Consider the following 12,629-nt stretch of genomic DNA (forward strand, 5'->3'; position numbering starts at 1 on the left):
AAGCGCAACCGTACCAAACGATACCAAACCTATCAAAAGAATTGCGATCATCTTTTTCATAAAACTAACCTCCCTTTACCCATGAAAAAATCGATGTTGAAAATCAATAACCTTCGGGAATCTTCCAAAGTCCCGGGCCACCATCAACGGTAAACTCGCCTTCAGGAATCTTCCAAAGTCCAGGTCCTGCAAGCGCAACCGTACCAAACGATACTAAACCTATCAAAAGAATTGCGATCATCTTTTTCATCAAACTAACCTCCCTTTACCCATGAAAAAATCGATGTTGAAAATCAATAACCTTCGGGAATCTTCCAAAGTCCCGGGCCACCATCAACGGTAAACTCGCCTTCGGGAATCTTCCAAAGTCCAGGTCCTGCAAGAGTAACTCCACCAAGTGCTATCAATCCAATAAGAAGAATTGCTGCTACCTTTTTCATTCACTTCACCTCCAAAAATCTGCTTGATGAATTTCGTTCCGTTTCAGCACCTTACTCTTAGTGATCTTCTTCTTCAGGTATCTTCCACATACACCGCACCTCCTGGTCAAGTGTTCGAGTGATAAATTACCTTTTGAATCTCTCTCCACCTCTAAAATTTCTTAACAAAACTCAAGCTACTACGAATAAATGTTTGGTCGGATGGACAAGAAGAAAACAACAGCATCTCTACATGAACAAGATAACAACTACATTTTAGAACAAGAGCAATCAAATACGCAAACATCAATAGAAGAAGAATGGAAGTGATAATCAGGTGCAAAAGGTGATAATCGCTGACAAACGACTATGATGAAGCGTAGAACAGATAATCAAACGTAAGAACTATAAATATGACCAAATCATATGCTGTACTATTAATTATAATCTTTGCGAGGCAAGATTAGAAACTGATCTCACAAAAATTAAACTAGTAATTCATGCGAGTGCAAAAATCAAAAATAGAAATCGAAAGTTCGCATTGTCTAATGAGGCGAATACCTTTTATAAGTTTAGCCTTTGCTAGTTTGTTGTGGTTTATAGAGGTAAAAAGAAGCTCCAAAAAACGCCCAATATGCCCGTACCAAATACGATCCAGATGACTGAAAGTTTGAATTTGTAGAGGATATAGAAGGCAGATACCGCTGTAACAATGGTGAAAACACTATTAATAGACTCAATCCCTATCCTTAAAGTAGCCGAAAGGATCAGTGCGATTATCCCGAGCCTTAGGGCATTAAAGACCTCTGCCGTGTCGATCCATTTGGATAGAATTTTCAGAATCTTTAGTATCAGAAAAATCCAGAACACGCTTGGAAGAACGACTCCGATAGTTGCGAGAATCGATCCTTGTACTCCGGCAATTCTGTAGCCAATAAAAGTGGCCGAGTTGATCGCAATGGGACCGGGAGTCATCTGTGAGATGGATATTAGAGTAAGGAACTCTTCAATTCCAATCCATTTGTTTACGTTTACTATTTGATCTTGTATTAAACTCAGAGCGCCATATCCTCCTCCGAAAGCTAGAAAACCGATCTTAAAGAAAGACCAGAAGAGATTCAGTAGAATCATCTGGTCGACCTCCTGTCGATGAAATAAATGAGAAGCGAGCATACCAGCAAAACCCAGATAGACGATACATTAAGAAAGACAATTACCAAAGTGCCAGCAGCGATAACGATTACAATCAGGTATCTTCTAAGACTTTTTCGAAGAAGCTGAAAGGAAAGATTAGCAAGTATTACAGTCACACCCACTCTCGCGCCGGCAAAAAAGCCTTTGAAGACAGGAAGGTCTACGAAATCGGTGAAGAAACTTGCTATTACAAGTATTATAATAAATGGAGTTAACGAAGCTCCAAGCACCGCAAAAAAAGCGCCCCAAAACCCTGCAAGCCTACTTCCAAGGATCATAGCTGTGTTTATCGCTATAACACCAGGTACAGTTTGGGCAGTGACAATGACATCGAGAAACTCGTCTTCCTTTATTATCCTGTATTTGTCTACAATAAACTCCTTTATTACAGGAATCATTGCATATCCGCCGCCTATAGTGAATGTGCTGACTTTGACGAATATCCAGAAAAGCCTAAGTGGGCTCATTGATTTCAACGTCCATCTAATCCATGCTGGAGCGACGAACTTCCTCCTCTCATCATTATGAGTGCTCAGTCAAATGCAATAACCCGGAAAGACTCTAAGTCTTCTGTTCTCCGCCCATTTGCTCCTATATTTTACAACTCGTTCTGGTTTTCTGCAGTCATAAGTCAAGTTATCCTTTTGAACGGAGCATGTCTCACGTGATAAACTTTACTAAAGGGGGTGAACCTATGGAAAACAGAATCAGATGGGGCGCCAAAGCGATTTCTTCTGACGGCAAAGACCTCGGGAAAGTCATTCGGGTAGTCATTCATCCTAAGAACAACGAAGTCACTCATCTAGTGATAGAAAAGGGCATCTTCAATAGAGTGGCAAAATTGGTGCCAATAGCTACTGTGTTTTTTGCAGCTCCCGACGAAATTAGATTGAGAATTGAATCGAAAGACGTTGAAACACTGCAGGATTACGAAGAGACGTTCTTCGTTACTGGAGAAGAAATAGAGAATCTCGAAAGCGGAGTCACCCCGGTTTACTGGTTAAGACCGGTTGGGGATTACGCAGAGCTATACCCTCTTCCACCGTTAAACACTTCGATAAATGTTCCAAAGGACAGCAAATCCCTTGAGCCGGGATGTGATATCGTTACCGCTGAAGAGAAGATTGTGGGAAGGGTAAAAAGCTTCGTTCTAAATGACGAAGGCAAGATCACCCATTTGATAGGTGAATGCGGAGGATTTGGTTCTAGGTCAAAGAAACTGATACCGATAGACTGGGTTGAAGAAATCGATGAGTGTAAAGTAAGAGTTTCTGCATCGTCAGTTATGGTAGAAAAATTGCCGGAAATGGATTGATGAAGAAAGTGACGGTGTACTATATGGCATCAGCCGGAATCTTATTCGTGCTCAATTTTTCTAAGGGTGCCTATTTTCATCCAGTCTTTTTTTTCTTGCCTTTCTTAATCATTGTTGATTATTTAATAGTTTCAGGTATTCCTGGGAGGAGTTATTCAATAAGAATTTCAGCCTTTCTGAGAAATATACAGTCTATACTCACCCTCAGGCGAACATTCGATGAGAGCACAAAAGGTAAGATTATCGATTCTGAGAATCTGAGAAACCTTGAGAAGGTAGTTTCCTCACTCGAAGAAAAACTGAAGAAGCCATCTGAGCTACAGAGAAAGCTGTATATTTTTTCAGCTTATGCAGCGCCGCTTTTTCCGCTCGCGGTTATGTTATCCTCCGTGATTGTTCAGAGAAGAGTCGAAATTGTGGCGGGTCTTTTTTCGTATGTGGCATCGTTGATAATTGTTCTCTTGTCAAGAAAGGCCTTTTCAAATCTTGAAAAGACTATCGAAAAACTGAATGAAGAAATTAGGAAAGCTGTGGACGATATCACTCAATAATTGAGAGTTTTTTATTGGAAGGAGATTCAAAATGGCATTTGTTGAGGTCAGAGACCTTAGTAAAACTTACAGGTCGGGTGAAGTGTCGGTCGAAGCACTGAAGGGAGTTTCATTTGATATTTATGAAGGCGAGATACTAGCGATTCTCGGACCGTCCGGATGCGGAAAAAGTACACTCCTGAACTGTCTTTCAGGAATAGATACGCCTACGGAGGGGAAGGTTACAGTCAAGGGGGTTGATCTTCACTCTTTGAAGGATGATGACAAGACCCGCTTTAGGGCGATGAATATGGGGTTCGTGTTTCAATTCTACAATCTTATACCTGTCTTAAAAGCAGTCGAAAATGTGGAACTCGCGATGCTTACAATGGGAAGTAATGAAAAGAAAGCCCGTGAAGCGGCGATGGAAATTCTTGCAAAAGTCAATTTAAGGGAGCGAGAACATTACCTCCCTTCAAGATTGAGTGGTGGCGAGAGACAGAGAGTCTCAATAGCAAGGGCGCTCGTTCACAGGCCGGCTATTGTATGGGCCGACGAGCCTACGGGAGCCCTGGATACGAAAACCAGCAATGATCTAATGAATCTCATCACCGAGCTGAATGAAACGTTCAATCAGACTTTCGTAATTGTTACGCACGACGAGAGAGTTTCTGCATTCTCAAACAGAGTTCTTCACATGGATAGTGGTAGCATTTTGAAGATTGAAGAAAATAAAGAATTGAAGGTGTAACAGTGATAATACAGATAATTAGTCTTTTTGCGGGTGTTGCCGTAATTGCGATACTAGTTTCAATGATAAGGAATCCGATAATTTTCAAAATCGGTTACAGAAACATTTACAGGAGAAAATCCGATACTTTTTTGGTGATAATGGGATCTCTGATTGGAACGGCGCTTATCATGGGTTCGATGGCCATGAATGATTCTTTTCAGAATTTCCTTTACGGTCAGATCGAAAGAACCCATGGTGAGATCGATGAACTGATCTACATCCCTTCAGATAATCAAAACATTGGTAAAGAGCTCATTCCCAATTCCAAAATCGAGATTCTTGTCGATTCACTTTTGAAGAACGAACAGGTAGACGGTGTCCTTCCTATTCTTAGTAGAACTGTCTCTATTGGACTCCCCGGAGAGGCCAGAAGTCAAACTGGAAAGAGTTTTCAGGTGAGCATGATAGGAGTAGAAGCCGATCAACTCTCAAACTGGCCTGACGTCGATAAAGTGGATCTGGTCCTCCCCTCTGCTACAGATGAACTTCCCGAGGTTGTCATCAACAAAGAGCTGGCCGAAGTTGCCGGGGTGGCGGTCGGGGATACTCTTGAAATTCTTGTAGACCCAGGACAGAGATTGCTTTTCTGGATTCCTCTTCCTGAGGTAAGGGTGGCTGAAATTGTTGAAGGGAATGGGATTCTTCACTACCAGATAGAAAACCAGGGTTCAAATGGGTTTACCATGTTAATGGATGTTGAAGAAGCCAGAGAAGTACTTAAGATAGGTGTTGAAGACTATTATAATGCACTAATCGTTTCGAACCGTGGGGATTTTCTAACAGGTGAAAGGCTTACAGATCAGGTTGTGGCAAGCATAAAGCCCTTAGTCGGTGAGGAAGTGGTGGTCAGGGAGGTCAAGAAGGATTCCTTGAGTATGGTTGACCAGGGGAATATCGGTCTCTTATTCCTCATGCTCAGTGTCTTTGCCATATTTGCAGGTGTGCTTCTTCTTACAAACATTTACTTGATGCTTGCTCAAGAGAGGAGGACCGAGCTTGGTACCCTCAGAGCGATTGGTTATTCAAGAAAAAGAGTGTCCAGGACGATTCTCTATGAGGGTTTTTTCTATTCTATTTTCTCGTCAGGTATTGGAGTCCTCGCTGGGTTGGGAATTGCGAGGTTTATTTTAGGTAGTTTCGTAAACCTATTTGAGGATGCGGTCTCACTGATACCTTTCGAAGGTGCAAATATCGCTTTTAACTCCATGCAGAACTCATTCGTGTTCTTCGTGCGGATCGATTCAATTGCCTATGGATTTCTTTTGGGGCTTATCATACCTATGATAATCATTGTTTACACGGGAAGGAAGATTTCACGCACGAATATAGTGACCGCGGTAAGAAATATACCTGAAGAGCTTGATGAAAGGAAGAGACTTCTGCTGAATGTCATAGCAGCCGTAGGGGTTCTTGTTTCAGTAGTGATGGCCTACAGTGGATATTCGTTGGGAAATGCGACTGGCTTTTTTACCGGCGTTATGCTTGCGGGATTGCTGATTCCGGTTGCGATCCCGATGAAGAACAAAAGATGGATAGAATCTTTCTTCTCAATTGCGGTAATCGTATTCACAATGTTCAGCAATTCCTTTGATCTAATAGCATCGAATAGTGGCTCATCCATCTATCTCACGATTGCAAAAGGTGCAGCAATTCTCTTTGCCGGGCTATTTTTGATTGTCTACAACTTGAAGACCTTTGAGTACCTTCTGAACAAACTCTTTCAGAAAGCAAGAGCCGCAGCTCCTGTATTCAAGATTTCAATTGCCTTTTCGGCAAGAAACCGTTTAAGAACAGGCCTCACTATTGCCATGTTTGCCGTTGTCATTTTTGTTATTACCCTGATTTCGATAATTCCTTACTCTATGGAACAGATGCTCGTCAAAAGCAGAGATGCAATCTTTGCTGGCTTTGATGTCGGAGCTTTTTCTTTTACTGGTGAAAGTGCAATTACCTTTACTGAACTGAAATCTCAGCTGGAAGTCAGGGAGATTTCGACGGTGTCGGGGATAAACGTTGCGCTGAGAAGAGACGGAAGATATGATGTGGAGCAAGTCTTTGCGCTTGACGACAATTTCATTGACTATAACAGGATGACGGAACTCGATTTCGTTGAAGGGCTTGGGATCTCAGACGTGAAAGACTTGTGGAATTATCTGAGAGACAATTCCGGCACTGTTATAGTTTCAAACAGTGTTTTGCCGGATGTTCGACCAGGGGATGTGCTTGAACTAAGAAGGATAGCTGATCAAAGCGATACCGGAAACGGTGCCGCTGCTTTCACGCAGAAAAAGCTATCTTCAGAGATGATTGATTCAGGCCCTATTTATCTTGAAGTGATAGCAACGATCCCGGAAAACACCATCTCCTTCCTTAATGGACTGCTCATTTACATAGGGAATACTCCTGCGGAGTTGACAGGCAGCAGTGCCGCGAGACATTTCCTTTTCAACCTTTCAGGAGACACCGAGGTAGAGAAAAAGGCAAACTTCGATTCGCTTCAGGATAAGATATCATCTAGAAGTCCTTTTCTTCTATACGTAGATGACATAATGAACCTGACCTCAACAATGTTGCAAGGGACAATAAGCATTCTAAGGTCTTTTCTGTACTTCGGAATGCTTGTCGGCATAGTTGGTATAGCGATCATTATGTTCAAGGCTCTTCATGAAAGGAAGAGAATTATCGGCATGCTCAAAGCAATTGGTTTCACCAAAGCAATGGTGTTTTCTTCTTTCTTACTTGAGACATCGTTTATCGCGATCATTGGAATTCTCCTTGGGATGGTGACCGGTACGCTTACAAGCGTTGAAATCTTTGCCTCTCCTTTAATGGAGGGCATGAAGCTTTACATTCCTTGGGATCAGCTTATCTCAATGGCGTTAATATTCTACATTGCCTCTCTTGTTTCGACCATTATTCCCAGCTATTCTGCTTCTAAAATTGCACCTGCAGAAGCTTTGCGATACTTTGAATAGGAAGTGATCCGGGTGAGTAGGATACTCGTGGTGGATGATGACTTGTCGGTTAGAGTTCTGTTGAAATCGATTCTTTCGAGAGACAACCATGACGTTGTAGAAAGTGCGGATGGCAGGTCGGCATTCTCATCGCTGGCTGTGCAGAAGCCGGATATAGTACTTCTTGACCTAATGTTGCCTGATTATAATGGACTTGATATTCTGGCTCAGCTCAAAGAAAGTGAAGAGCTAGAGCCTATACCCGTTATTGTTCTTACGGGCTCTTCCGACAGAGAAAGCAAGCTCACTGCTCTGAGTTCAGGTGCCGTTGATTTCATTTCAAAGCCCTTTCTCCCCGAAGAGGTTCTACTTAGGGTAAATACTCATCTGAAGCTTCATGATCTTATCAGATCTTTGAGAGTGGCGGTAGATAATCTAGAAAGCGATGTCATAGCAGCCGGTAAAATTCAAAATGCTCTTGTTCCAAAAAGCAATCCTCAAGGACTCTCTGTTGAATGGATATATGAACCTTCTTACAGGGTTGGTGGGGATATCTTCGATATATTCAAGCTGGATGAAAATCGGTACTTTGTTTATCTCGCCGACATGTCAGGACACGGCGTAAATGCGGCAATGCTATCGGTGATGGTACACAGGTTCATTGAAGATTTCAGGGCCAGTATCTATGATGGTGAGTTCGATTTGAGAAGTTTTATGAAGGAGCTGGATAGAAACTTTATTTTTGAGAGGTTCAACCTTTTCTTCACAATTGTTTCCGCAATAGTGGACTTTAAGGAAGGCTTCGTTCTGCTTTCAAATGCGGGACATCCGACTCCTTTGATGCAAAGAGAGGGATCTGTACAGTTTCTTGAAGGGAAGAGAGAAGCTCTTGTCGGAATAAATATGATTCACGGAGATGTTTCTAAGGTGCCTTTCCGTAGCGGTGATCGCTTGTTATTGTATACCGATGGGCTGATCGAAGTAATGAACGAAAAAGGTGAAATGTATGGCGAGGAAAGACTTAGAAATCTTATGAAGAGCAGTTCAGATATCGATATAAGGAGTACCGCTTTGCACTTGAAATCCTCTTATGAGAGTTTCAAGGGGAGTACACTTGCGGAAGACGATATTACGGCCTTACTGATACAGTTCTAGTTCGGTAAGCTGTTGCCGAAAAGTCTAGGATGAGGAGCTGAGTGAAGAATGTTCGAATTCAAGAAGGCTAACGATGAGATTGGAGTGATTTCCCTTGTTAAGAGGGCAAGAATTACGGGGGAAATGTCGGCAAATTTCAGAAAATGGCAAGAGACTGTTGATCTGAAAAGTTGCTCAACAGTTATTGTGGACGGCAATAACATCGAGTTCATTGATTCCATGGGAATTGCAGCTCTGATAAGCATTTACAAGACGGTTTCCGCAAAAGGAAGTGATTTGATTCTGGTGAATCTTTCTGAAGAGATAAAGAAACTACTGAATACATTGCGACTTGACAGGCTCTTCATCATTAAGAACTGCAGCGTTGTAGAGGCCATCAAGGATTTGTGTTGAAATAATGGCCGAAGAGAACTACAGTTTCACGGTCGAACCCGAGCTGTATAAGATTGATGCTTTTTCTGCAAAAGTGTCCGAGATAGTCAGAAGAACTAAAGGAAATGAAACAGGATTCAGGGCAGGGCTGATAGTAATAGAAGCGTGCTCGAATATCGTTAAGCACGGTGAACTCAAGGAAGATGATCTTATTTCGGTAAACCTTGAAGTTGGAGAAGAAGAAGTGACTATCACCATCGAAGATGCCTCCACAGAGTTCAATCCTCTTAAGGTAGACGATCCAAATCTTGAGAACATAGAACTTCTGCAAAAAGGTGGAATGGGCGTTTATTTGATAAAGAGGTTTTCAAAGAGGGTTGATTATCGTTACGAGAACGGGAAAAACCTTTTGAAGATCATTATCTAGTACTGCCAGTACAGAGGCTGTTTGACTAAGTTGGTTTTGATATGATATAAATAAAAGATCATAGATCAGCAGGTGCCGAAATGAAGAAAAAGCTTCTCTGAACTGCGTAATTCAATACTTTCTCATACGACTCATCGATCAACAACTACATAAGTGATCCCTAGTTTTTTGTAGTTTATTGCTGCCAAGCCTTTACTGGAGGTGATCGAATTGCTTCAGATAAAAGACCTTTCCATTTCGTTCGATGGTTTTGAAGTATTAAGAAAAGTGAATCTGGATCTTGCCGCAGGGGAGACTCTCGCCTTGACGGGAGCGAATGGAACTGGTAAGACAAGTCTCCTGAGAGCAGTTGCCGGCGAGATAACCCCTTTGGAAGGAGAGATTTTACTTCAAAAGGATATTGCCCCATTTTTCGTTCATCAGGAGTGTGACACTTTCTCCGGCACGGTGAAGGAGTATCTTTTCGGCGCGAAACCAGAAATCTCCAGGATTTACACCGAACTGTGTCGCTCTTCAGATCCAATTGTTTACGCAGAACTAATAAATGCTTTTAACGATGCCGGAGGCTTTGAGTTGGAAGCCTCGATTTCCTCTACAATAAATAAATTTGGAATAGGCATCGATGATCTAGACTTTCCGTATAGGAATCTATCTCATGGATTTAAAAGGATACTTTCCGTAATCAGAGGAGCTCTCTCCGGCTCCAAACTTCTTTTGCTGGATGAGCCGACAAATCATCTTGACATCGAAATGACTTTGAAGCTCGAAGAGATAGTAAGTTCTCTTAGTGAAAGTGGTGTGGGAATAATTGTTGTAAGTCACGATAGAACTTTCATTGATCGGGTCGCCCATAAAACAGTCTATTTGAAGCGGGGAATAGCAATATCCATAAGCGGCGGTTATTCCGAGATGCTGGCCTTCTTAGAAAAGGATTTTCTTTCGAGAAAAAAGAAGTGCGTAGAAATAGACAAGAAAATCCGTCAGCTTGAACTCGATGTGGCCAGGAGGAAAAGCTGGTCTGATTCAAGAGAGGCTTCAAAAAGACTTTCGTCGGATAAGGGGCATGAAGGTCACATGGCGGCTAAACTTGCAAAGCGCGCACTTGTTGTCCGGAAAAGGAAGGAGAGATTAGTCCAACAACTAGAACAGGAAAAACCATTCGTCGAGAAACCTATAACCATCAAGATTCCCCAGTACGAAGTGCCTAATAGAAAAATGCTTAATGCCGAGAGGATATCATTCTCATACGGAAAGAAAAACATCTTTAGGGAACTCTCGCTAAACGTCGATACTAATGAGAGAATAGGGCTAATCGGTCCCAACGGTTCAGGAAAGACAACTCTCATGAGATGTCTTGCAGGTATTCTGAAGCCGGTAAATGGCAGAATTTACAGAAACGACAGTGTCGATTGGGTGTACATTCCACAGGATATGACGCGCCACTTCAAAAAGAAAACTCCCTTTGAAGAGATCTCCGATGTCGGGCTGGATGAACAGACAACCAGAAGCCATCTGGCAAATATCGGATTCAGGGGCGACAGAGCACTGGCAAATGCTGAATTGATAAGCTGCGGAGAACGCATGAGGCTTGCCATATTGAAAGCCATCCTTTCACGAGTAGAATTTATCTTCATGGATGAACCGACGAATCATCTAGATATTGAATCTCTTGAAATGCTTGACAAACTTCTGAATGATTTTCCAGGAGGGTTCCTCTTCATTAGTCATGATCGGCAGTTCATTGCGGAACATGGTGAAAAGATCTTTACCATTGAAGACGATGGATTGAAGAGTCTTGATTACACTAAAGATATCGACATCGATTCTTTTACTGAAACAAAGCGAAATCTTACCGATTCTTATGAACAATCGATAACTAGAAGAAAGAGTGGGGATAGCTGGTCTGAGTTTCTACAGTAAGGTGGAGTTCTGATAAGAACTTAAGATGCCATGTAGTAAACGTAATTCACTTTGACCGTTCGTATTGCTTTGGCTGCACCTTATTACCATTCTTTTGTTGTATAATGATTTTGATCCAAAAAGGAGGAGCAACCCACATGCTAGAAATCATACAGGTGTATTTTATGGTTATGTCGGGCGGATTTTCAAGATCTGTGGGTGAATGCTACCTCGTTGAGCCTGTATCCATCTAGAACTGTTAAGCTTAGACAATGGCCGTGACGAGTGTCACGGCTTTTTTTTGGAGGGCAATTTCTTTGAAGACAATGACAGAACTCATGGAAAGCAACATAAAGAAAAACTACGTATTCTCCTTCCTTATGAATTTTAGGTTATCAAGCGGCCTCTGGATGATATATATGGCCTCCAGAGGAATGAGCTTGACGCAAATAGGCTTTCTTGAAGGGATTTTTCATGTTACTTCACTGACTATGGAAGTTCCTACAGGTTCGATAGCAGATCTTTTTGGCAGGAAGCTAAGCAGAAGCATGGGAAGGTGTCTCTCGTTTGCAAGCATTCTCATACTGATCGGTTCGACTAGTTTTCTCCATTTTACTGCGTTTATGATACTTGCCGCTCTCTCCTATAATCTTGAATCGGGTTCTGGAGAGGCTCTTGTATATGATTCTCTCAAATATCTGAAAGCAGAAAACAATTTTATATCGGTGCTTGGAAGGCAGGAGGCAATATTTCAAGTGTCTTCAGTTGTGGCGCTTCTGATCGGCGGGTTCCTGGGAACGTACAGTTATCACTATGCATTTTGGGCTTCCTCCGGGATCATCGCATTTTCGGTGGTCTATTCTCTTTCGTTCACAGAACCACCAATCCTTGAATCGGTGGGCCGTAATTCAAAAACTTTCCGGGGCTTCTTGAAGCAGATTGTTGACAGCTTCTCACTAATCGCCAGAGATAGAAAGGTTGCATTTCTTATCTTTTTTGTTCAGACTATACTGGCATTCAGCGCCTGCATATTCTTTTACATTCAGAATTACTGGAAAGGACTTGGCCGCACGGAGTTTCAGATTGGCATATACCTCGCGGCCGGGTCGTTTCTAGCGGGATTAGTGGCCATGAAGGTTCAGAGGCTATCTCACCTGCTGAAGGAGAAGAAAGTCCTAATCATACTGCCTCTTATTTCCGTCGCATCTATGTGGGGTGTGGCGCTTTGTTCAAACAAGTTACCTTTCTTCATGGTTGTAGCAATGATTGAAGCTATGTTGTTTGTAGCGGGTAACGACTACATAAATAAGCTGATTCCATCCAGGAGCAGGGCAACGATAATATCCTTTGCAAGTATGATGTATAGCTTAGTAATGATAATCTTCTTCCCCATCTTCGGAAGAATCGCTGACACAATCTCGTTTGGAGTTGCTTTTGTCTCACTGGCTGTAATGGCAAGCTGTCTTTATGTGCTTAGTATGTATCTACTCAAGAAGATCGGATGAAAGAGTTGATTCGTGCTCGAAGCGATGCCGGTCAAAAACCGCCTCGTGTTCCAATATCAAGAGAGT

13 protein-coding genes are annotated in these 12,629 nt (G+C 42.2%); 9 read left to right on the forward strand and 4 right to left on the reverse strand.

The genetic code is table 11. The annotated features are described in order from the left end of the window. Positions 1-103: 103 nt before the first annotated feature. The 4 genes from Y696_RS14085 to Y696_RS10215 all read right to left on the reverse strand — a co-directional run bounded on the left by Y696_RS14085 (position 104) and on the right by Y696_RS10215 (position 2,080). Positions 104-250, reverse strand: coding sequence for a hypothetical protein (locus Y696_RS14085; RefSeq protein ID WP_006487741.1), 147 nt, complete (start codon positions 248-250; stop codon positions 104-106). A gap of 43 nt (positions 251-293) precedes the next feature. Beyond that, the gene (locus Y696_RS14090; RefSeq protein WP_014731569.1) at positions 294-440 is read right to left on the reverse strand and encodes a hypothetical protein; all 147 of its coding nucleotides are present in this window, start codon (positions 438-440) and stop codon (positions 294-296) included. A gap of 576 nt (positions 441-1,016) precedes the next feature. After that, complete coding sequence (locus Y696_RS10210) at positions 1,017-1,550, reverse strand: chromate transporter (RefSeq protein WP_014731570.1); 534 nt, start codon at positions 1,548-1,550, stop codon at positions 1,017-1,019. Continuing rightward, positions 1,547-2,080, reverse strand: a complete 534-nt coding sequence (locus Y696_RS10215; protein ID WP_121510450.1) for a chromate transporter — start codon at positions 2,078-2,080, stop codon at positions 1,547-1,549. Before Y696_RS10215 ends, Y696_RS10210 begins: the two co-directional genes overlap by 4 nt. Positions 2,081-2,307: 227 nt before the next feature. Here Y696_RS10215 and Y696_RS10220 point away from each other — a divergent pair, with 227 nt between their 5' ends. The 9 genes from Y696_RS10220 (at position 2,308) to Y696_RS10260 (ending at position 12,563) form a co-directional block, all read left to right on the forward strand. Then, positions 2,308-2,928, forward strand: a complete 621-nt coding sequence (locus tag Y696_RS10220) for a PRC-barrel domain-containing protein (RefSeq protein WP_014731572.1) — start codon at positions 2,308-2,310, stop codon at positions 2,926-2,928. Further along, positions 2,928-3,479 (forward strand): hypothetical protein, encoded by a 552-nt coding sequence (locus tag Y696_RS10225; RefSeq protein ID WP_014731573.1) that lies wholly within the window; start codon positions 2,928-2,930, stop codon positions 3,477-3,479. The genes Y696_RS10220 and Y696_RS10225 overlap by 1 nt, the downstream gene beginning before the upstream one ends. 31 nt (positions 3,480-3,510) lie before the next feature. Further along, positions 3,511-4,209 carry an ABC transporter ATP-binding protein gene (locus Y696_RS10230; protein ID WP_121510429.1) on the forward strand — a complete coding sequence of 233 codons (699 nt, stop codon included), beginning with the start codon at positions 3,511-3,513 and terminating at the stop codon, positions 4,207-4,209. 2 nt (positions 4,210-4,211) lie between these two features. Then, entirely contained in the window at positions 4,212-7,226 is a 3,015-nt protein-coding gene (locus Y696_RS10235; protein WP_121510430.1) for an FtsX-like permease family protein, read from the forward strand. A gap of 12 nt (positions 7,227-7,238) precedes the next feature. Further along, complete coding sequence (locus Y696_RS10240) at positions 7,239-8,360, forward strand: PP2C family protein-serine/threonine phosphatase (RefSeq protein WP_099772825.1); 1,122 nt, start codon at positions 7,239-7,241, stop codon at positions 8,358-8,360. A gap of 48 nt (positions 8,361-8,408) precedes the next feature. Beyond that, a complete protein-coding gene (locus tag Y696_RS10245) occupies positions 8,409-8,753 on the forward strand; it encodes an STAS domain-containing protein (protein ID WP_014731577.1) in 345 nt (114 codons plus the stop codon). Between the two features lie 4 nt (positions 8,754-8,757). After that, positions 8,758-9,159, forward strand: coding sequence for an ATP-binding protein (locus tag Y696_RS10250; RefSeq protein ID WP_014731578.1), 402 nt, complete (start codon positions 8,758-8,760; stop codon positions 9,157-9,159). 201 nt (positions 9,160-9,360) lie between these two features. Then, positions 9,361-11,079, forward strand: coding sequence for an ABC-F family ATP-binding cassette domain-containing protein (locus tag Y696_RS10255; RefSeq protein ID WP_257212090.1), 1,719 nt, complete (start codon positions 9,361-9,363; stop codon positions 11,077-11,079). 305 nt (positions 11,080-11,384) lie between these two features. Then, positions 11,385-12,563, forward strand: a complete 1,179-nt coding sequence (locus Y696_RS10260) for an MFS transporter (RefSeq protein WP_259459925.1) — start codon at positions 11,385-11,387, stop codon at positions 12,561-12,563. Positions 12,564-12,629 lie beyond the last annotated feature (66 nt).

Source organism: Mesotoga sp. H07pep.5.4, assembly GCF_003664935.1.
Classification (GTDB): Bacteria; Thermotogota; Thermotogae; order Petrotogales; family Kosmotogaceae; genus Mesotoga; species Mesotoga prima.